The sequence below is a fragment of the Thermosynechococcus sp. genome (assembly GCF_025999095.1).
Lineage (GTDB): Bacteria > Cyanobacteriota > Cyanobacteriia > Thermosynechococcales > Thermosynechococcaceae > Thermosynechococcus.
This window is the reverse complement of sequence record NZ_AP024678.1, coordinates 2,312,835-2,334,640: the sequence shown is the minus strand read 5'-3', so window position 1 is coordinate 2,334,640 and position 21,806 is coordinate 2,312,835. Positions and strand designations below refer to the sequence as shown.

Genomic DNA, 21,806 nt, shown 5'->3' with positions numbered 1-21,806 from the left:
CATGGGTCAACAATTCATCTGCCAACAAAGCAGTCTGCTCCTGGGAAGTCTGGCCAGTGTTTGGATCGCGATGGCGGCGGGCGCGATCGCCCAACCCAATCCTGGGGCGACAGATCTCTTGCCCCTCAATCCCAATCCCGATCCCCTCTATCTCCCCAGCCGTCCCGATCAAGTGAAAATTGATTTGGATCGCCCCATTACCCTCAACGAAGCGATTGAACTCGCTCGGCGGAACAATCGCCAACTGCAGATCCTTGAGGCGCAACTCCAACAGAGTCGGGCAGTGCTGCGCCAAGCGAAGGCTGCTCTCTATCCTAGTATTTCCCTGCAATTGGGGATTAGTCGCACGGATTCAGCGGCGATTCGGCTGCAAAATGCCCAACTGCCGCCGCCGCTGCGGCTGAATTCCACCAGCAACACGTGGACTAGCACCGTGGCCCTGGGCTACAACCTGTTCACCGCTGGCCAGCGGGATGGCAGTATCAAAGCGGCACAGGAACAGGTCCGCAATGCCGAACTCGATCTCCAGCGGCAATTGGAACAACTGCGTCAGGATGTTACCAATGCCTACTACAACATCCAACAGGCGGAAGCGCTGGTGCGCATTGGTGAAGCAGCAGTGCAAAACTCGCAAATTAGCCTGCGGGATGCGATCGCCCGCGAGCGCGCTGGCTTAGGCACACAATTTGACGTCCTTACCGCACAGGTGCAACTGGCCAATAACCAGCAGCAATTGGTGCAAGCCCAAAGCCAACTGCAAACTGCCCAACGCCAACTGGCCCAGGTGCTCAGTCTCAATGACAAGGCCAATGTGCGCGCCGCTGACCCAATTCGGGTGGTTGGGAAATGGCAGCTTTCCCTTGAGGAGAGCATTGCCTTGGCCTTTCGGAAGCGCGTCGAATTGGAACAGCAACTGACGCAACGGAATGCGGCACTACAGCAACGACGGGTTGCCCTGGGAAACTTAGGCCCGCAGTTGGTGGCTGGGGGGAGTTTTAACACCCTTGATAGCCTCACCGATGGGGTTGGCCCCCGTTGGGGATATACTGTGGGTGGCCAACTGAACCTCACCCTCTTTGATGGTGGAGTCTCCCGGGCCAGTGCCGCCCAGCAGGAAAGCGCTGCTGCGATCGCTGAGGCCCAGTATGCCGCCTTTCGCAACTTAATTCGCTTCCAAGTGGAGCAGGCCTACTACACCCTCAAATCCAGTCAGGAAAATATCCGCACCAATGAAGCGGCGGTGCGCCAAGCCACGGAGGGACTGCGCCTGGCTCGTCTACGCTTCCAAGCAGGGATTGGCACCCAAGCGGAGGTGAGCAATGCTGAAACCGCTCTGATCCAAGCCCAGAGCAACCTGTTGAGTTCAACCCTTGACTACAACCGGGCGATCGCTGCCCTGCAACGCTTTGTCAGTGGGTTACCCTTGAGTTCTGCAACAACTGCAACCCCTTGATGGTTGGTTTTTTGAATTTGAATAAACCTGCTGGCTGCACCTCCCACGACTGTATTAATGAACTGCGGCGGCGGCTGCGGCTTAAACGAATTGGCCATGGGGGCACATTGGATCCGATGGCCACAGGGGTACTGCCGATCGCCCTTGGGGCTGCAACGCGACTTCTGCCCTATCTCAGCGATCGCAAGGCCTACATTGGCACGGTGCGCTTTGGGATTACCACCACCACCGATGATATAACGGGGGACATTTGCCGCGAACAGGCGGCCGGTCACCTAACGCTCGCCGCCATCCAAGAACAGCTCCCTCAATTTATGGGTGAAATTGAGCAATTGCCCCCGGCCTACAGTGCGATTCAAGTGGCTGGCCAGCGGCTCTATGCCCGGGCCCGTGCGGGTGAGGTAGTGAGCGTTCCGCCGCGGATTGTTGAGGTCTACAGCATCGAGGTGTTGGATTGGCAAGCGGGTCGCTACCCAGAATTGACCCTACATATTACCTGTGGCAGTGGCACCTATATCCGTGCCCTTGCCCGCGATTTGGGGGCTGCACTGGGGGTGGGTGGCACCCTGGCAGCCCTGCAACGGATTGAAAGCAGCGGCCTGCGGATCGAGGAGAGCCATTGCCTAGAAAGCCATTGCCCCAGAACATTTACCCCTGTGCCCGCCCCAAGCGGTTCTCTCGCATCTGCCGTGGCTTGAACTCAATGCAGCACAACTCAATGACTGGTACCATGGCCGCGCCGTGATTTGTGAGGGGCTGCCGCCGGCGGAGAGTGTTGTGGGCGTCACCTTTGCCACTGTCTGTGTCGGCGTTGGCATCAGTGGGGGCGATCGCCTGCATCCCAAGGTAGTGCTCAAGGGGTAGCCGTGCCTGCCTAGAGATTTTTTCTAGTGCTAGCTTAAGAGAAAGAAGCAATCAGCAGGTGAAGGAATGGGGGTTCGTTGGCTGCAACGTCTCATTTGTTGTTGGGTTGTCCTTGTGGGGGTCTGGGGCATTTTCCCCAGTCACTCGGCGATCGCCCTGACGGAAGAACAAAAACTCTTTAATGAGGCCTGGCGTATTGTTAACCAAGCCTATGTTGATCCCACCTTTAATGGTCAAAACTGGTGGCTAGTGCGCGAAAAAGTCCTAAAGCGTTCCCTGGGCGATCGCGAGGCGACCTACACTGCCATTCAAGGAATGCTGGCCACCCTTGAGGATCCCTTCACCCGATTCCTGCGGCCTGAACAGTTTCGCAGCCTACAAACGACCACTGCGGGTGAACTCATCGGCGTTGGCTTGCAAATTAGCACTGACCCTGAAACCGGTGTCCTTGAAGTGATTGCTCCCATTGATGGCTCTCCCGCTGCCCAAGCCGGTATTCAACCCCGCGATCGCATTCTTGCCATTGACGGTGTGCCCACCGCCAAACTGAGCCTTGATGAGGCCGCCGAAAGGATGCGGGGGACGGCGGGTTCTGTGGTTCACCTATTGCTGCAGCGGGGCAATGAAGCCCCTCAGGAATTGATCCTGCACCGCGGACACATTGAGATTAATCCGGTCACGGCTGAGGTTCGCCAAGTGCAGGGGCACACCGTTGGCTATATTCGCCTCAGCCAGTTCAGTGCTATGGCCCCCACAGAAATGCGCAAAGCCATTCAAATGCTAGAGCAGCAGGGGGCTGAGGCGTACATTCTTGATCTGCGCAATAATCCGGGGGGACTGTTGCAGGCGGGAGTAGAAATTGCCCAGTTGTGGCTGGACTCAGGGGTAATTGTCTATACCGTCGATCGCCAAGGGATTATTGACAGCCTCAATGCCAGTGGGGGCGCTCTCACCCATGATCCGCTAGTTGTCCTTGTAAATAGTGGCACAGCCAGTGCCAGTGAGATTTTGGCCGGTGCCCTCCAGGATCATGGGCGCGCTCGATTGGTGGGCGATCGCACCTATGGCAAGGGCTCGATTCAGTCCCTCTTTAGCCTGAGTGATGGCTCTGGCCTCGCTGTGACGATTGCCCACTACGAAACCCCCAATCACCACAACATCAACAAAGTAGGGATTGAGCCAGATCGGCGGGTGCTCGATGCTCCCGAGAGTCTGATGGCCATGGGTACCGCAGCAGATCCCCAATATCTGGCGGCCCTAGAGCTGCTCCACAGTCCGATGCAAGTGGCCACTAGCGCAGGGTAACAAACTCCTCAGCAGTGGAGGGGTGAATGCCAATGGTGGCATCAAAGTCTTTCTTGGTGGCGCCCATTTTGAGGGCGATCGCGATCCCTTGAATAATCTCAGCGGCATTCTCTCCGACCATGTGGGCCCCCAGCACCCACTCCGTATTTTTGTCCACCACCAATTTGACGATCACCTGTTCAGCGCGCCCCGTGAGGCTGTGGTACATGGGCCGAAAGGCCGCGCGGTAGATTTTCACATTCTCTTCCCCCAATTTCGCCTTGGCCTGCGCCTCCGAAAGCCCCACAGAAGCTGCCTCCGGCTGGGAAAACACCGCCGAGGGAATATTCTCATAGCTCAAGGTGCGGGGGAGATTGCCAAATTGGGTATCGGCAAAGGCGCGTCCTTCAGCAATGGCTACCGGGGTGAGGTTGACGCGGTTGGTGCAGTCGCCCACAGCAAAAATATGCTCTTGATTGGTGCGGTAGTATTCATCCACCCCAATGGCCACAATTCCTTGGCTATTGGTTCTTAGGTGAACCCCCGCCTGATCGAGGCCTAGCCCCTGCAAATTGGGAGCGCGCCCCACGGCACACAGCACCGTATCAACTTTGGTTTCACAGGTTTGCCCCTGCTGTTCATAGCAAACGCGGATATTACCCTTCTTAGTGAGCTGCAAGCCAGTAATGTGGCACCGGCGACGCACATCAATGCCGTGGCGGATCATCCCTTCATAGACGCCATCTTGAATGTCTTGATCAAAACTCCGCAGGGGGCGATCGCCCCGCAGAAAGTGAATGACCTCTGTCCCTAGTCCCCGCAGGATGCCGGCAAACTCAACAGCGATGTAGCCGCCCCCAAGGATGGCGATGCGCTTTGGCTGCTTGGGCAACAAAAACATCTCCCGCGAGGTAATGCTGTGTTCAATTCCCGGCACATTGGGTTTAATGGCTTCGCCGCCGACGGCAATCAGGATTTTTGCTGCTGTCACCCGCCGCTGGACCTGTCCTTGGCGATCCACCAGTTCTAGGGTGTGGGCGTCAGCAAAGCGGGCAAAAAAGGGCAACAGTTCAACACCTGCTTTTTCCAAATAGCTAATGTGCAGTTGACTGAGTCGATTCACCTCCTGATCCACCGCACGAATCAGGTGTTCCCAATTGAGTTTTGCCTTAACGGGGCGCCAGCCATAGCCGACAGCGTCTTCAAAGAGGCGGCTAAACTTGGAGCCATAGACCATAAGCTTTTTGGGGACACAACCCCGAATCACACAGGTGCCGCCAACTTTATCCCCTTCGGCGATGGCCACCCTAGCACCGTAGGAAGCTGCTCGCTTTGAGGCTGCCAAGCCACCGGAGCCGGCACCAATCACCAGCAGGTCATAGTCGTAGCTCATCCTCACCCCTCAAGCACGGCTCAAGATTTAGCCTCACTCTAGCAAATCTATCTGTTTTAGGGCCAAAGGGAGCCATAGGCAATTCCGGTCAAGGTTGCCATCAGCACCACCAACGCCCCATAGGTCAGGGTTTTGCGCCAGCCGATGATCTGGCGCAGAACCAGAATATTGGGCAGGGATAGGGCTGGACCGGCCAGTAGCAGTGCCAGTGCAGGACCTTGTCCCATGCCATTGGCCAAAAGACCCTGCAAAATCGGAACTTCGGTTAGGGTTGCAAAGTACATTAGCGCGCCGGAGAGGGCTGCCAAGAAATTGGCAACAATCGAATTGCCCCCTACAGCCGTTGTAATCCACTGACTGGGAATGAGGGCCTCACTGCCCGGACGGCCTAGGAGGAAACCTGCTATAAGCACTCCCAACAGCAGCAGGGGTAAAATTTGTTGGGTATACTCCCAAGTGGACTCAAACCAAGCCCTCGCTTCTTTCGGACCAGTACTGGTCAGCCAACTGATGCCAACAATGCCAGCGCTAAAGGGCACTAGTGGTGAGGCCGCAAATCGCCATGCAAGTAGAGCGGTGACACCGATCGCCAGAAGTACCTTGGCCGGGCTAAGGTGGTACCACACCACCAGCAGACCGCTCAACATAAGAGCCAACAGACCCGTCAGCCACCATTTGCCGAGGGCGATGCTCTGCCAGAGGGAGGCATCGGTTGTCGGTTGCACCCAGTTGGCAAAGACCAGTATGCCCACCAGCACTCCCAGGAGGACGACCTGCTGCCACAGGGGATGCCTTGGTTCGTTCCCGCTAGCGGTGGCCGTATTCACGGCTGCGGCACTGACCGGGGTAGGAAAGAGAGCCTCCATCAGCAAACCAATCACAACACTAAAAACGATGGCCCCGATTGCCCGCGCCACCCCCAGCGAGAGACCCAACACCCGTGCCGTCAGAATAATCGCCAACACATTAATGGCGGGACCAGAATACAAAAAGGCAATAGCCGGCCCCAAACCCGCCCCTCGCCGATAGATACTGGCAAACAGTGGCAAGACTGTACAAGAGCACACCGCTAAAATCGTACCTGATACCGCTGCCACACCATAGGCTAGGGTCTTGGGGGCCTCTGCCCCTAGATACTTCATGATGGCCTCTTGACTCAGGAAAACAGCGATCGCCCCTGCAATAAAGAAGGCCGGAACCAAGCACAGCAGAACATGCTCCTGGGCATACCAGCGCACCAGATAGAGAGCACTCCAAAAAGCCGCCTGCAGGCGCTGCCACTGCTGTAGTGATTCAACGGGTAAGTAAAAACATACCAAAAACCCGCCAATCGTCACCAATAGTGACTTCCATTGTCCCTGCCAAAATGCCATTGCTTTCTCCTGGCAAGATGCTATTGCTTTCTTCTTTGCTAAGGACTAATTTGCTAAGTACTAAATAATGGGCACTCCCTTTCTGACTTGCATTTTAGTGGGGCAGAAAAGCAACGATCTCCTGGGTATCCAACACGCTGCCTTGGGAGACCACTTGTCCATTAATCCGCAGTGCAGGGGTTCGCATGACACCAGAGTCGGCGATCGCTAAAGGATCGGTAATATGATTGACTTGAGCGGTCAAATTGAGCTGTGCCAGGGCTGCGCGCGCATTGGCCTCTAATTGGTGGCACTTTTTACATCCTGTGCCCAGAATATCAACGATTAACTCAGCCATCACTCACCTTTCCCTCGGGTAGGGCATTGAACGCTTTTATCATAACACTCTATACTACATAACTATATTATAAATTTACTATAAACTCAAAATTGAGTAACACAAGCCCCCAAAAGAGCTGTTGGATGCGAGCATCAATAGCGGCAATCTTCTGTTGGCAGTTGGTTATAGACCGGCCCGCAGGTCAGTGGCCAGTGTTGCCGCAGATCTAAGAACTGCCGGATTTCCTGAAGATGGAACCTAAGGGCCTCTGCCCGTTGGATCAATTGCAATTGTTCAACATCCCGGCATATTTCTGGTAGCTCGCAGCACTGCGCCGCCGGCAGGGCAAGTGGCCAATGGGTTTATGGGAGTACCATGGTGGTACAGCGTCTGAAAACGGATACCTCAGCGCTGCGCCGCTGCCTTAATGCATCATCCCTCACCAATCCCGGAACACTACAGGAAAGCTTGATGATGAATCGCTGCCAGGCTCTGGTACTCGGTCATTTTGCGAAGACGGCGCAGCGATCGCAACCGCTGTTCAATGAGCATTCGCGCATCCGTGCGACTAATGGATTGAAACTCCACACCCTCCGGCCGCTGAGTAACAACGAAAAAGAGCCGCTGGGCATACAAGGTTGTAAAGAGTTGCCGATGCTCATCTAGAGGACATACCCCATAGAGCAAGCCAAAGGTGGGATGATTGAGATACTGCTCAGCAGTAATCGGGGGCTTCATTAGAAAAGAGAACCTACCTCGCAAAAGGATAATGACAGGCCAAGACGGCAAGGATAAGTCGTGAGGAGGAAAAACAAGAGAAGACCGCCTACTATGGCTAAAATAAATTTAGTTCAAGTTAATTTAGTCATTAAAACACTGAAGAGGCTTCGCTGAAAAGCTGTTCAGATTATACCCAAACCCTTCCCTCTGTTTATCCATGGCGCGTTCACTTCCCCCCTTTTGGCCTAGTGTGTTTCACCGCTGCGGTGTGATCTTTTTTGGCACGCTGACCTTTTTTTTCACCCTGGGGGTGGTGGGCTTCAGTGCCACGGTTTTTTTTGCCCTCCTCGGCATCTTGTTGGCGCCCGCCAGTGAAACAAGTCCCTACGAACATATCAGCGGCAAGGAGAGCAGTCGCGATCGCATTCTTAGGATTGACATTATTGGTCCAATTCTAGGCAGCCCCCAAAACGAAGAGGATAGCTTCTTTGCCCCTCTTGTGGGTGTCACCTACGGCTATGAAGTGCAGCAGCAGTTGGCAGAAGCTGTTAAGGATAAAACTATTAAGGCCGTCTTTGTCAATATCAGCACTCCCGGTGGCACGATTTTTGGCTCACAGGCGATCGCCGAGGGCATTAGGAGCTACCGCAAAGCAACCCAAAAACCTGTCTATGCCTTTATTGAGGGTATTGCCGCTTCCGGAGGGGTCTGGGCAATGGTGACAGCGGATAAGATCTACGCTGATCATGGCAGCATGGTTGGCAGTATTGGCATTCTCGGTCCCAGTGTTTTCTACTACGATCGCCCCACTAGCCTCGATAACGGCCTACTGATGGGAGGTGTCACCGCCAATAGTATCGAAGAACGGACCCTGAGCGCTGGCCGCAGCAAAGATATTGGCAATCCCTTCCGTCGCCTCACCCCCCAAGAAATTCAGGTCTTCCAAGCTGGCCTTGAGCAGGAATACACCAAGTTTATTAATCATGTGGCCCAGGCACGGGGCATTGATCCCAGCGTTATTCGCAACGAAATGGGAGCGATGATTTTCAGTAACGATCAGGCGCAGCGCTACCGTCTCATCGATGGTACCCGCAGCCGCCCAGAAACCCTGAACGCCCTCGCCAGGGCTGCCAATCTCAAGGAGGGAGAATATGCCATTGTCCGTTTTCGGCGCGATCGCTCCCCCTTGATCAATCAACTCTTTGGCGTTCAGTCACCGCCCCCGGCACTAGCAACCCAACGGATGTGGAAACAAGAGCAACTTTGTGCCCTTGGTCAATTGCGTGCCCTTGCCTACTATGGTTCCCTCTCTTGCCACCGTCAGTAATGCGCTTTGACATTATTACTCTTTTTCCTGAATTCTTTGCTTCACCCCTCAGCAGCGGCCTCATGGCCAAAGCCTTGGCGCGGGGCATTGCGGAGGTTATCCTAACCAATCCACGGCACTTTAGCACCGATAAGCACCAGCGGGTAGATGATGAACCCTATGGCGGTGGTGTGGGCATGGTCATGAAGCCAGACCCCCTGTTTGCTGCCGTGGAATCGCTGCCCTCTTTGCCGCGGCGCGAAGTCATCTATGTTACCCCCCAAGGGCAGCCCCTCACCCAACAGCACCTCTGGCACTGGTCCCAGGAGCGGGATCAGCTCGTCATCCTTTGTGGTCACTATGAGGGCGTGGATGAGCGGGTTGTTGAGCACTTAGTCACCCAAGAAATCTCCATTGGTGATTTTGTCTTGACCTGTGGTGAAATTCCGGCCCTTGTGATTATCAATGGTGTGCTGCGACTTCTGCCGGGCACGGTAGGTAAAGCTGCCTCACTCCATCAAGAGAGCTTTGAAGATGGTTTGCTGGATTATCCCCACTACACCCGACCCGCAGAATTTCGGGGCTGGGCAGTGCCGCCAGTGTTACTTTCTGGTGATCACGGAAAAATCGCGGCTTGGCGACGGGCACAGCAAATTGAGCGCACACGACAGCGCCGCCCTGATCTTTATGCTCGATGGCTAGCTCGAACCCAGGGGCAAGCTAAAACTAATTGAAAACCGTTAAACTATGGGCTACACATAGGAAAAACTGTGCTAGTCTCAAGGCAAATTCTCCTCACTTAGAGGCTTTGCAACCTGCTTTCCATGGATACTTCCTCACTACGCTCCTTTACTGTTGATTCGCGGCCCTTGGCAGGCTCTACCCAAGGGCTACTTCAGCTATTCCAAACGCAGGTTGGCTGTGATCTCGAACACTATCTAGCGGCGGTTCTGTCCGTTTTGCCCGTTGGTGTTGCTCTTTATGATGTCACTGGCGAGATTATTTACATGAACCCCGCTGGACGCGCCCTGTTGGGTGTTGAGGACCCTGAGGCAACGCCTAGCCAAATTTGTGCGGATCTAAAGATTTTCTACTGCGGTAGCGATCGCCCCTATCCCAAGGATGAGCTGCCCGGGATTCAAGCCCTGCAGGGACTCACATTACTGCCAGTGGAGCTAGAGGTGCAGTATGGGGATCGCCGACTCACAGTGGAAGTGCAGGCTAGTCCGATCTTTGATCCGGAAGGTCAGGTGGAATTTAGTATCAGTACATTTTGGGATATTAGTGCCCGCAAGCGCCGTGAACTCGAACAACAAATACTAAAAGACTATTGGCAAGCCCAGGCCAACCGTTACTGTGAGATTCTGCAAAATCAATCAGACCTAGTCTTGTGCTCCCGACCTGATACCACCATTACATTTGCCAATGACGCCTTTTGTCAGTTCTTTAGCCGCCCCGCTTCGGCAGTCATTGGTTGCCCTTGGTCGGAATTTGTTCTCGCCGAAGATTTATCTTCGCTTCTAGAAAAAGTGGCTCAACTGCGTCCCAATGCCCCTACCTTTGTCAGTGAAAACCGTGTGTATCATCCCCAGCATGGATTGCGGTGGACGCAATGGATGAACACCGCCATTTTTGATGCGGAGGGCAATCTCAGGGAAATTCAATCTGTGGCTCGTGATATTACCGCTCTCAAAGAACAGTTACTGCGGGAGCAAGCCCTGAACCGCGTTATGCAAGCGATTCGCAACTCCCTTGATCTCGACACAATCTTTGAGACGGCTGTGCGGGAAGTTGCCCAGGTAGGGCTAGGGGTTGATGCGGTTGTGGTGCAGTATTTACCGGAGCAGGGAGTCTGGCGGCATATTGCCGAGTATCACCATGATCCCAACTTTTCGCGTCATGATGGTTTTGAAATTCCCGATCGCGCCAACCCTTTTGCCGCGGATCTAAAAGCAGGGAACATCGTCATTATTGCCGATACCCGTGAAATTAGCGATCCCATTAACCAGGAACTGGCAATTCGTTTTCCGGGAGCATGGTTACTGATTCCCTTGATGGTGGCAGATCGCCTCTGGGGGAGCTTGAGCCTATTTACCTACCCTCAACCCCATGCGTGGTCAAGGGCAGAAATTGACCTTGCCCGGGCAATTGCCACCCAGTTGGAGGTGGCCGTTTACCAAGCCACCCTGCACCGGCAAGCCCAACAGGACCTGGCTGAACGGCGACGGGTTGAGGCTGCTCTGCGCGCCAGTGAGGAACGCTTTCGCTTGGCGACGCTTCACTTGCCTGGCGCCATTTTCTGCTATAAGCAATATCCCGATGGCCGCAACTGTGCCTTTTACCTCAATCCAATGTGCGAACGTCTCTGGGACGTGCCGGCAGAGGCAGCGGCCGCCGATGGTGAATGTTTGTGGCAGCTTGTGCATCCCGAGGATCGAGAAGCCACGTGGCAATCTGTGCTGCGTTCAGCTGAAACCTTGACCCCTTGGTTTTGTCAATGGCGCATCATTCATCCCACCACAGGAGAAGTCCGCTGGCTGGAGGGGGCTGGTCAACCCACCCGGGAGAGCGATGGCGCTGTTATCTGGTACACCGTAGTTTTGGATGTCACTGAGCGGCAGGTGGCGGAGACGCGCCTCAAGGAACAACAGGCGCAGTTAGAGTTAGCGGCACGGGTCTCCAATATCGGTTTCTATTTCTGTGATTTACGGACAGGGAGCTTCTATGTCTCCTCGAGCTACAGAAGGCAATTGGGGTATGCTGACACCGCCAAGGAAGCCAGTCTTGAGGATTGGGAGGAGCGACTCCACCCAGAGGATCGCGATCGCGCTATCGCCGCCTACCGCCAGTTCCTACGCGGCGAGGCAGAGTACAATATTGATTTTCGGCTCCGCCATTGCAATGGCACCTACCGCTGGTTCCACAGTGAAGCAGTATTGATTCACGATGAGCACGGCCAGCCCTGTAAAGTGGTGGGGACCAACATTGATATTACAGAACGCAAAGCCACTGAACTGGCGCTGCGGGAAAGTGAGGAACGCTATCGGTTCCTGGCGGAAAATACCAGCGATATTATTGGGCTTTACGATCTGCAGTGGCAATGTCTCTACGTGAGTCCCTCCTGTCAAACCCTGTTGGGAATCCCTCCGCAAGAGCTGCTTGGCCGGCATTTTAGCCGGCTTTGTGCTTCTGATCGGGAGCGATCGCGAGTCAACCAAGAACTCGAGCAGATGATTCAGCAACAAAGGTTCTGGCCTATGACCTATGAGGTTTGTACTGCCCAAGGGGATACCCTGTGGCTGGAGACCTTAGTTAAACCCTGCTACAACAGTCACGGTCAATTGCACCACCTACAGACAACCTCCCGCGATGTCACTGCTCGAGTAAAAGTGCAGATTCAACTGCATCGGCAAGCCTATCATGATGCTTTGACCGGACTGCCGAACCGGCTGTACTTCATGGAGCAATTGGCAGCAGCAATTACCCAGGCGCAAACAAATCCTGAGTTTCACTATGCAGTGCTATTTTTGGATCTGGATCGCTTTAAGGTCATTAATGACAGTCTCGGCCATGGGGTGGGGGACCAAATTCTAATTACTTTCGCCAGTTGGTTGCGGTGTCTCGTTGAGAATCGGTACACAGTGGCTCGCTTGGGCGGAGATGAGTTTGCGATTCTGCTTACTGAGGTGCCCAACCTCCAGAGGGCGATCGCCCTTTGCGAACAAATTATCCATCGCCTTCAGGAACCCCTGCGGTTGGAGGAGCGGCAAATTTTCCTCAGTACGAGTATCGGCGTTGTCTTTTGCCCAAAACGAGTATGAAACTGGTATAGCCGTCCTAAGGGATGCTGATATTGCTATGTATGCGGCTAAAAGGCAGTTAACAAAGCGCTATGCTGTCTTTAATGGCCGAGATGCACAAACAGGTTCTAGAGCGGCTCCACCTTGAACATGATCTGCGCCACGCCCTGAAGGGTGGGGAATTGCAACTCTTTTACCAACCGATTTTCCATTTGAAGAGCCAGCAATTGGTCGGCATGGAGGCCTTGGTGCGCTGGCAACACCCTGAGCGGGGTCTAGTCTCACCGGCACACTTTATTCCCATTGCCGAGGAGACAGGGTTGATCGTGGCGTTGGATCAGTGGATTCTCGAGCGGGCCTGTCGGCAGCTCTGGACTTGGCAACGGCAGTCTGATATCGCAGCCGACTTGAGACTTAGTGTCAATGTCTCTGCCAAGACACTCCAGGATGCCACTTTCTTCAAGTATCTGGATACCCTTCAGCAGAGATACCCCCTGCCCAGAGGGCAGCTGCTGCTGGAACTCACCGAAAGGATTGGGATTGAACTGGGGAGTGAAATCCTGAGTTTGCTGGAATTGCTCAGGGATCGCGATATTGAAATTAGCATTGATGACTTTGGTACAGGGTATTCCTGCCTCAGCTATCTCCACAGCCTCCCGATTCAACACCTCAAGGTAGATCGTTCCTTTATCAGCCAACTGGAGGAAAACGAACGTAACGTGCAAATTACCCGCATGATTTTACTCCTGAGCCAGCAGTTGGGCTACCGGTCTATTGCGGAGGGCATTGAAACACCAAGACAACTGCAAATACTTCAGGAACTGGGATGTGACTACGGTCAAGGCTATCTCTTTGCCCCTCCCCTGCCCCCCGAAGAGTTCGAATGGCTCCTGAAAGCTTATTCTCATTAATTAAAATATTGGCATGGCTATTTTACATGGCACGTGGCTCCTAGGGCCAGCGCCACAGTTTTTCATTTGGGCGGAAGAATGGCGATCGCTCACCCAGGCAATCACGCCTTGGGAGCCGTCCGCTCTGCCAGTTTATCCCTACGCCACCCCGAGCAAAATACCTATTGGGGAGCCAGCCTGCCCAAGTTCCACTTACGTTGCCTTGCCAGCACAGATTCAGGGACATCAACTGCTGCCGCCACCCCTTGCGGCAGTCAAGGGGGAACCCCTGTTTTTATGGCGGGTGCCCGGTTGGGCAATCCCCGCCACGGCTGTTTTGGCACAACTGCATCAACTCAGCCTTCACGACCCAAATAGTGGGTCTATCGGCGAGGATCTGCGCTATTGGTTGCACGTTAGTCGCTGGTTGCTAGATTTAATTGTGCGCGGCCAATACCTGCCAACGGCTGAGGGGTGGCGAGTTCTGCTAACCCATCGGGGCGATCGCGATCGCTTCCGCCAATTTAGCCGGCAGATGCCCGATTTGTGTCGCTGTTATCAAGCCGATGGCACGGCGTTGCAGTTTCCGCCCCATGCTTCAGACCTGCTGGCGGATTTTCTCCAGCAGACATTACAGGGTTATCTGCGCACTGTCCTTGCTGACCTCGAATTGCCCAAAGTGGGCCTAGCCAAAGAGCATAGCCCCTGGCTGGGGCTCCTGAAAACAGGTCAAGCCACAGAACTGCCGCCTTCCCTGATTGAACGACTGCACCGCTGGCAAGAACCCTACCGTGAGCAGTTGGATCTGCGTCCCCAGTGGCGACTGGCTCTGCAACTGGTACCTCCAGATACTGCCGATGGTGACTGGCGCCTGGTCTTTGGGCTGCAAACTGAAGGGGAAACGGACACCATGCTAACGGCAGCCGCGATTTGGCAATGCACCCAAGAGGCCCTCCTCTATCAAGGGCAGGTGCTCTGGCAGCCCCAAGAAACCCTGCTGCGGGGATTGGGCTTGGCCTCCCGCATTTATCGTCCCCTCGATCGCAGTCTTCAACAACGCTCCCCTGAGGGTCTGACGCTGCAGACCACCGAAGTTTATGCCTTCTTGCAAAGTGCAATTGCGCCCCTGGAGCAGCAGGGGGTTGCGATCATTTTGCCACCGAGTTTGCGCCGCAATAGCGCCCAACATTGCTTGGGTCTAAAAATAATTGCCACATTGCCGCCGACGGCCCCTAGCGGCTTGAGTATTGACAGCTTGATGCAGTTTCAGTGGCAGTTGCAGTTGGGGCAGCATCCCCTCTCGGAAGCAGATTTTGATCAACTGCGCCGCCAAGGGACGCCCCTGGTTTATCTCAATGGTGAGTGGGTGCTGTTGCGCCCCCAACAGGTCAAGGCGGCTCAAGAGTTTCTCCAGTCTCCCCCCAAGACCCAACTCTCCCTTGCCGATATCCTGCGCATTGCTACGGGGGATACGGTGACGGTGGCTAAGTTGCCGATTCTTGGCTTAGACCCCAATGATGCGCTGCAGACACTCTTGGATGGCCTCACGGGCAAACAAAGCCTTGATCCAGTGCCGACACCCCAGGAGTTTTGTGGTGAACTGCGCTCCTACCAGGCACGGGGGGTGGCGTGGCTGAGTTTTTTGGAACGCTGGCGGCTGGGGGCTTGCTTGGCGGATGATATGGGTTTGGGGAAAACGATTCAACTGTTGGCCTTTTTGCTCCACCTCAAGGAAACGGGACGTGCCTACCGACCGACACTGTTGATCTGTCCTACCTCGGTGCTGGGGAACTGGCTGCGGGAGTGCCAAAAGTTTGCTCCCACCTTGCGGGCCTATGTCCACCACGGGAGCGATCGCCCCAGGGGCAAGGCCTTCCTCACAATGGTGGAAAGCCATGACTTGATTCTTACCAGTTATGCCCTCCTGCAGCGCGATCGCACCACCTTACAACAGATTCTGTGGCAGCATTTGGTACTGGATGAAGCCCAAAACATCAAGAATGCCAACACCCAACAGTCCCAAGCGGCGCGGGAACTTTCCGCCCAGTTTCGCATTGCCCTGACGGGAACCCCCCTAGAAAACCGCCTGCTCGAACTTTGGTCAATTATGGACTTCCTCCATCCGGGGTACTTGGGCAATCGCACCTACTTTCAACACCGCTATGTCCGTCCCATTGAACGCTATGGCGACACCAGCTCCCTCAACGCCCTGCGCACCTATGTCCAACCCTTCATTCTGCGGCGCCTGAAAACCGACCGCAGTATTATTCAAGACCTGCCCGAAAAACAGGAGATGCTGGTGTATTGTGGCCTCACCCTGGAGCAGCTGCAGCTTTACAGTGCTGTGGTGGAAGACTCCCTTGCTGCCATCGAAAATAGCGAAGGCATCCAGCGGCGGGGCAATATCTTGGCCACCCTGACCAAGCTGAAGCAAATCTGTAACCATCCCGCCCAGTATCTCCACCAAGAAGACTATGCCCCCGCTCGCTCAGGTAAATTGCAACGCCTAATAGAAATGTTGCAAGAGCTTCAGGAAGTGGGCGATCGCGCCTTGGTGTTTACCCAATTTGCTGAGTTTGGCACCCACCTGAAAACCTACCTGGAAAAGGTGCTGCAGCAGGAGGTGTTTTTCCTCTCAGGACGCACCCCCAAAGCCCAGCGGGAACTCATGGTGGAACGCTTTCAGCACGATCCCGAAGCCCCCATGGTCTTTATTCTTTCCCTCAAGGCAGGGGGCGTGGGTCTCAATCTGACTCGCGCTAACCATGTCTTTCACTACGATCGCTGGTGGAACCCAGCGGTAGAAAATCAGGCCAGCGATCGCGTCTTCCGCATTGGTCAAGGCCGCAATGTCCAAATCCATAAATTTGTCTGCACGGGTACCCTTGAAGAAAAGATCCACGAGCAAATCGAACAGAAAAAAGCCCTTGCAGAAATGATTGTGGGGAGCGGCGAACAGTGGCTGACTGAACTCAACCTCGACCAGCTGCGGCACCTGCTCACCTTGGACAAAGAGCGGCTGATCACCCTCTAGGCCATCGCCCACTGGGCGGCCTGTTCACCCCGCAAAAGACGAATTTGGGCGATCGCAAAAATGGTGGGAATAATGCGGGCATAGTTAGTGGCAATGGCTTGCCAACCCAAATCGGCAATAAACCATACCCAGAGGGCAGTACTGGCAAAGGCCAAGAGACTGCGCCCCACTGCCAATCGAGCGGCCCCCATGGCTGCCCCCCGTGACACCAAGGGGATAATTGAGAGCTTGGAGCCAGCAAAATGAATCGCAAACTGCCGTGCCACCTGCTGTACCACCATGGAGCGCACAACAGAACTGACGGCGATCGCGGCACTTCCCTCTAGGATTAAGCGCACCATTTCCATGGAAATGGGGTGGCCATGGCGCAGTTCCGGCAAGCTCTCTTGAATTTGGGCGGCCAAGACCCGCCGATCCTGATCCCCCAGCTTTTTCCACATCCGCTGCAACACATTGAAGAAGATCTCCATTTCCAGTTCAGGCACCGTCCAACTGGGGGAAAACTTAATTTTTAAGTAGCGACAGACCCGCATCAAAGTTTGCCGATAGCTGATTTGCTGGGCTTTGCCCTTGAGCACCGTCAAACCATCGGCTGCCAAAAAGCGAAACCGCTCTTCAATGTCATCTAACCAGGCTTGACGATCTTGGGCTTGTACCGCAATGGGATCCGGCGTGGTTAGATAGTCCAAGGGGTTGAGCCGACGACGAAACAGAATTTCTGTTAGGTCTTGCAACTCCTCCTCCGTCGCCAATTCCAGCGCAGCCCGTAGCTCATTCATGGGGTTCTTGCTCCAGCAGCAGCACAATAGAATAGGATGATGCTTCACCCCTGATTATAGGGATTCAGGCTAAATTGTGGTAAGCCCTTCTTCCTAAGAATGGAACACACTCCCCTATCCCAGAAAAGCGCGGTTCGGACAGTACAAACAGTACAATACAAAAGAGTAGCAGGCTGGCAATACGAAAACCTATGGATTTATTGACCCTAGAAGGTTGGCTCGATAATACCGCCTTTGCGGTGCTTTTTATCACCATGTTGCTCTACTGGTGCGGGGCAGCATTTCCCCAGTGGCCGCTGCTGACCGCTGCCGGTCGCACGGGGATAGCGATCGCTAACCTCTGTATCACTGGCCTGCTGGCGGCCCGCTGGATTGAGGGGGGCTACTTTCCCATCAGTAATCTCTATGAATCCCTCTTTTTCCTGTGTTGGGGGCTGACGGCCATGCACTTTGTGGCTGAGTCCATCAGTGGCCAGCCCCTTGTGGGAGTTGTCACCGCACCCGTTGCAATGGGAATTACGGCCTTGGCTGCCCTCTCTCTGCCCCCGGAGATGCAACAGTCGGCCCCCCTAGTGCCAGCTCTTAAGTCCAACTGGTTAATGATGCACGTCAGTGTGATGATGCTCAGCTATGCCACCTTGATGGTGGGCTCCCTGCTGGCGATCGCCTTTCTTATCGTCACCTGGGGCAAGCCCGTCAACCTCAAGGGGAGTTCTGTGGGAACAGGTGGCTTCCGCAGTCGCCCGCCAGAACCTTCCCTAGAATCCTCGATGGGGGGCGGTGGCACAGGGGTACTCACCCCACCAGCGCTGCAATTGAGTGTGCAACGCCTGACTTTAGCCGAAACCCTCGATAACCTGAGCTACCGCATGATTGGTCTGGGCTTTCCCCTGTTGACGATTGGCATTATCTCCGGTGCCGTATGGGCCAACGAGGCTTGGGGCGCACCTTGGAGTTGGGATCCAAAGGAAACTTGGGCACTGATTGTTTGGCTGGTGTATGCTGCCTATCTCCATGCCCGCATTACCCGCGATTGGCAAGGGCGTAAACCGGCGATTCTTGCCACGGTTGGCTTTGGGGTGGTCTGGGTCTGCTACCTGGGGGTGAATCTGCTGGGGAAGGGCCTACACTCCTACGGTTGGTTTTTCTAGTGAGTTGTGCCCGTGTGGGGCATTCACCACGCCCGCCTGCATACCACCTTAAAAATCCAGCAATGGCTTCCTGTGGGATCACGGATTCTCATTGCTCTCTCGGGGGGGCAAGACTCCGTTTGTTTAACGCGCCTGTTGCTGGATCTACAGCCCCACTGGCAGTGGTTTTTGGTGGCGGTCCATTGTGATCACCGCTGGCGTGCAGATAGCACCGCCAATGCCAATTTTGTCCAACAGCTAGCGCAGAAATGGCATCTACCCTGTGAGGTGGTGAGTGCCCCTGAGCTGCCGAAAACTGAGGCCGCCGCCCGTTCATGGCGCTACCAAGTCTTTGAGAGCGTGGCCAAGGCGTTGGATTGCACCCATGTGGTGACAGCCCATACCCAGAGCGATCGCGCTGAAAGTCTATTACTGCATCTGCTGCGGGGCACTAGCCCCGATGGCCTCGCCACCCTCTTGCCCAGCCGTTCCTTGGGCGCTATTCAGTTGGTGCGCCCGCTCCTAGGCATGACCCGCGCTGAAACCGCTGCTTTTTGCCAAGCCTACGGATTGCCCATCTGGCAGGATGAAACCAACCACAATTTGGCGTATCGCCGCAATCGGCTGCGTTTGCAGTTAATCCCCTATTTACAACAGCACTTCAATGCCAATGTGGAAGAGGTGCTTGCCCAAACTGCTGAGCTGCTTGCTGGCGATCGCGCCTATTTCGAGGCTGAGGTGGAGCGTCTTGCCCCCACAGTGATCCGCGAGCATCCGCCGGCCTTAGATCGGTTGCGCCTCCGGGAATTGCCCCTTGCTCTGCAACGCCGCTTAATCTGGCGCTTTCTGCGGCAGCATCTAAAACGGGGCATTGATTTTAACCTGATTGAAGCGGTGCGTTTTCTGATTGCGGCAGGCAATGGCAGCCAAAGTGCCACTTTGCCGGGGGGGCAGCACCTGCGGGTCTGTGGCCCCTGGATTGAATTAGTCAGGCCAACGCCACCACCGCCTGCACCTGTTCCCCCGGGTCAAGGGGAGCGATCGCCACCCCCATCGCCTCTTTATTAAGGAGGGGTATCTCTTCCCCATTGGTGATCCAGGCCCGTTCTTGGGTCGTCACCAGTGCGAGGGGACTACCGCCACGGCCAATGCCCGCCAGGCGATCCGATCTTTGCGGCAAGGGCATCGCCAATTGACCTAAATGACCGAGGGGTACAACTTCAATTAGGGGCAAGGGCACTTGTTTACCCAGACCTGAAGCGGTAACGAGGATAACATTCTCTGGTTCCGAAAGGGCGATCGCCCCCACCAAGGTCTCCGGCACACTGAGGCGCACCGCCGCTTGCCCTTGATTCAGCCGTCCCAAAGCTGGAATGTCGGGGATGAAAAAGTGAAACACCCGCCCCCGCGAGGTGGCCAACACCAAATGACCCCTGTCCGCAGGCAATACCCAACCAAGGGCATCCCCCGCCTTCAGTTTGGTGAGTTGCAGGCCGCGCCCACTCAGGTCTTGCAGGTCTGAGATGGGAATGACCTTGAGGCGACCTTGGCGCGTCAGCAGAATGAGCTTGTCCGCTGTGACTTGACTGGGCAAGACAGTAAGGAGGCTTTCCCCTTGGGCTGACTCCGGTAGGAGGGTCAGGAGGGGGTGGCCGCGATCGCCCTCGCGGCGGCTGGTGAGGGGTAGTCGCTCCACAGGCAGCGGATAGACCCTGCCACTTTCCGTAAACACCCACAGGCGATCGCTGGCCTGTACCGAGAAACCCAAGGGCAATGGCTCTGACCACGGTAGCCACGTTTGCAACGGCAGACTACGGCGACGGGGCTGGGGCAGGCAGCGACCATAGCCGCGATCACGAATTTCTATCCAGAGGGCATCACCCCCACCAGCAGGGACTTCCTCAGGGGCAGGGGTTTCCCTCAGAATTTGGGTACGGCGAGGGTCGCCAAATTCTTTTTTCAACTGCCGCAATTCTTTCTTCAGTGCCTTGAGGCGCTCAGGCCGCTGGTGAATCAGGGTTTGTAATTGGGCAATCCGCCCTTGCAGCTCCGCCTGTTCCCGTTCTAGTTCTTGGCGTTCCTGTTGGGTGAGACGGCGTAGGGGCATGGCAATCAGGGCACTAGCTTGGCGATCGCTTAAACCCAAGCGGGTCATCAATTCCCGCTGGGCAGCACTGCCATCCGCCGCCGAGCGCACAATCTCAATCACCTGCTCCACGGCATTGAGGCCGATTAAGAGTCCCGTCACCACCTGTTGGCGGGCTTGGGCTGTTTCGAGATCATGGCGATATTGCCGCAGCAGCGTCTCTTCGCGGAACTGCAAAAACTCCCCGAGGATCTCCTTGAGGGAGAGCTGGCGGGGTTGATTGTCCACCAGTGCCATCAAGTTGATGCCATAGGTCACTTGCAACGCTGTTAGGTGATAGAGCTGCTCCAAGAGTTGCGCCGCTGGGGCATCCCGCTTTAGTTCAATCACCACCCGCAGCCCCTCGCGATCACTCTCATCCCGCAGATCGGCAATGCCCTCAAGGCGACCTTGATTCACCAAATCTGCCACCTTTTCAATCCATGCCGCCTTATTCACCTGATAGGGTAACTCCGTCACCACAATCCCTTGGCGGCGGTGGCGGCCGCGTCCGGGCGCAATATCCTCAAGGGTTGCCACTCCCCGCAGTGTAATTGTTCCTCGACCCGTCCTGTAGGCGCGTCGCAATCCTCCCCCATCCACAATTACGCCCCCCGTGGGAAAGTCTGGCCCCGGCAGATGGGTGAGGAGCTCCTCTAGGGAAAGATGGGGTCGGTCAATGAGAGCAATCAGTGCATCCACCACTTCCCCCAGATTGTGGGGTGGAATGTTTGTAGCCATGCCCACCGCAATTCCCGTTGAGCCATTCAGCAGCAAAATCGGTAGTTGCGCCGGCAACACCAATGGTTCTGCTTGGGAACTGTCAAAGTTGGGAGCAAAATCCACAATGGCATTGCTGATATTCTCCAGTAGCGTGCGGTGGGCGATCGCTGCCAAGCGCGTTTCCGTATAGCGCATTGCCGCCGGTGGGTCATCATCAATGGAGCCAAAATTGCCATGCCCCGCCAACAGCGGATAGCGACTACTAAAGGGCTGCACCAAGCGCACCAGTGCCTCATAGACCGCTTGATCCCCGTGGGGGTGATATTTCCCCAGCACATCCCCCACGACCCGTGCACACTTGCGAAAGGGGCGATCGGGCGTCAGCCCCAACTCGTACATCGCATAGAGAATGCGCCGATGTACTGGTTTTAGCCCATCCCGTACATCTGGTAGCGCCCGCCCCACAATTACACTCATGGCGTACTCCAGATAGGAGCGCTGCATTTCACTGTGCACTGCTGTAGGAATCACCTGTCCAGGGGTCAGCAAATCCAGTTGTTTGGGCATGATCACGAACAAGCCAAAGGATCATTCCCCACAATACAAGAGTTTT

15 protein-coding genes and 1 pseudogene are annotated in these 21,806 nt (G+C 55.3%); 10 read left to right on the top strand and 6 right to left on the bottom strand.

Going from position 1 to position 21,806, the window contains the following annotated elements; genetic code table 11:
• The first annotated feature begins 1 nt into the window (after position 1).
• The 3 genes and pseudogenes from Q0W94_RS11435 (at position 2) to ctpA (ending at position 3,622) form a co-directional block, all read left to right on the top strand.
• A complete protein-coding gene (locus tag Q0W94_RS11435) occupies positions 2-1,453 on the top strand; it encodes a TolC family protein (protein ID WP_297759294.1) in 1,452 nt (483 codons plus the stop codon).
• Positions 1,453-2,317: pseudogene (gene truB / locus Q0W94_RS11430) on the top strand (tRNA pseudouridine(55) synthase TruB). The gene Q0W94_RS11435 and the pseudogene truB overlap by 1 nt, the downstream one beginning before the upstream one ends.
• Positions 2,318-2,383: 66 nt before the next feature.
• A complete protein-coding gene (gene ctpA / locus Q0W94_RS11420; RefSeq protein WP_297759286.1) occupies positions 2,384-3,622 on the top strand; it encodes a carboxyl-terminal processing protease CtpA in 1,239 nt (412 codons plus the stop codon).
• On the opposite strand, the gene gor is transcribed toward ctpA, so the two are convergent.
• The 4 genes from gor to pipX all read right to left on the bottom strand — a co-directional run bounded on the left by gor (position 3,609) and on the right by pipX (position 7,412).
• The gene (gene gor / locus Q0W94_RS11415; protein ID WP_297759283.1) at positions 3,609-4,994 is read right to left on the bottom strand and encodes a glutathione-disulfide reductase; all 1,386 of its coding nucleotides are present in this window, start codon (positions 4,992-4,994) and stop codon (positions 3,609-3,611) included. The genes ctpA and gor overlap by 14 nt on opposite strands.
• A gap of 56 nt (positions 4,995-5,050) precedes the next feature.
• A complete protein-coding gene (locus tag Q0W94_RS11410) occupies positions 5,051-6,367 on the bottom strand; it encodes a permease (RefSeq protein ID WP_297759281.1) in 1,317 nt (438 codons plus the stop codon).
• 94 nt (positions 6,368-6,461) lie between these two features.
• Complete coding sequence (locus tag Q0W94_RS11405) at positions 6,462-6,704, bottom strand: thioredoxin family protein (protein ID WP_297759278.1); 243 nt, start codon at positions 6,702-6,704, stop codon at positions 6,462-6,464.
• A 438-nt stretch (positions 6,705-7,142) separates the two neighbouring features.
• On the bottom strand, positions 7,143-7,412 hold the full coding sequence (gene pipX / locus Q0W94_RS11400) for a transcriptional coactivator PipX (RefSeq protein ID WP_315863131.1): 270 nt from the start codon (positions 7,410-7,412) through the stop codon (positions 7,143-7,145).
• A gap of 211 nt (positions 7,413-7,623) precedes the next feature.
• Between pipX and Q0W94_RS11395 the strand changes: the two genes are divergently transcribed.
• From Q0W94_RS11395 to Q0W94_RS11375, 5 genes are all read left to right on the top strand, one after another.
• A complete protein-coding gene (locus Q0W94_RS11395; protein WP_297759273.1) occupies positions 7,624-8,733 on the top strand; it encodes a S49 family peptidase in 1,110 nt (369 codons plus the stop codon).
• Positions 8,733-9,446: a tRNA (guanosine(37)-N1)-methyltransferase TrmD gene (trmD, locus tag Q0W94_RS11390; protein WP_297759269.1), complete on the top strand. Its 714-nt coding sequence runs from the start codon at positions 8,733-8,735 to the stop codon at positions 9,444-9,446. Before Q0W94_RS11395 ends, trmD begins: the two co-directional genes overlap by 1 nt.
• Positions 9,447-9,536: 90 nt before the next feature.
• Positions 9,537-12,533: a PAS domain S-box protein gene (locus Q0W94_RS11385; RefSeq protein WP_297759266.1), complete on the top strand. Its 2,997-nt coding sequence runs from the start codon at positions 9,537-9,539 to the stop codon at positions 12,531-12,533.
• A gap of 83 nt (positions 12,534-12,616) precedes the next feature.
• On the top strand, positions 12,617-13,423 hold the full coding sequence (locus Q0W94_RS11380; RefSeq protein WP_297759263.1) for a bifunctional diguanylate cyclase/phosphodiesterase: 807 nt from the start codon (positions 12,617-12,619) through the stop codon (positions 13,421-13,423).
• Positions 13,424-13,436: 13 nt separating this feature from the next.
• Positions 13,437-16,436: a DEAD/DEAH box helicase gene (locus Q0W94_RS11375; protein WP_297759261.1), complete on the top strand. Its 3,000-nt coding sequence runs from the start codon at positions 13,437-13,439 to the stop codon at positions 16,434-16,436.
• On the opposite strand, the gene Q0W94_RS11370 is transcribed toward Q0W94_RS11375, so the two are convergent.
• Positions 16,433-17,215: a YaaW family protein gene (locus Q0W94_RS11370; RefSeq protein ID WP_297759258.1), complete on the bottom strand. Its 783-nt coding sequence runs from the start codon at positions 17,213-17,215 to the stop codon at positions 16,433-16,435. The two genes, Q0W94_RS11375 and Q0W94_RS11370, sit on opposite strands and share 4 nt — an antisense overlap.
• Positions 17,216-17,406: 191 nt before the next feature.
• Here Q0W94_RS11370 and ccsB point away from each other — a divergent pair, with 191 nt between their 5' ends.
• Positions 17,407-18,366, top strand: a complete 960-nt coding sequence (gene ccsB, locus Q0W94_RS11365) for a c-type cytochrome biogenesis protein CcsB (RefSeq protein WP_297759255.1) — start codon at positions 17,407-17,409, stop codon at positions 18,364-18,366.
• A gap of 12 nt (positions 18,367-18,378) precedes the next feature.
• Entirely contained in the window at positions 18,379-19,413 is a 1,035-nt protein-coding gene (gene tilS / locus Q0W94_RS11360) for a tRNA lysidine(34) synthetase TilS (RefSeq protein ID WP_315863130.1), read from the top strand.
• On the opposite strand, the gene Q0W94_RS11355 is transcribed toward tilS, so the two are convergent.
• Positions 19,334-21,760: a DNA topoisomerase (ATP-hydrolyzing) subunit A gene (locus Q0W94_RS11355; protein ID WP_297762431.1), complete on the bottom strand. Its 2,427-nt coding sequence runs from the start codon at positions 21,758-21,760 to the stop codon at positions 19,334-19,336. The genes tilS and Q0W94_RS11355 overlap by 80 nt on opposite strands.
• Positions 21,761-21,806 lie beyond the last annotated feature (46 nt).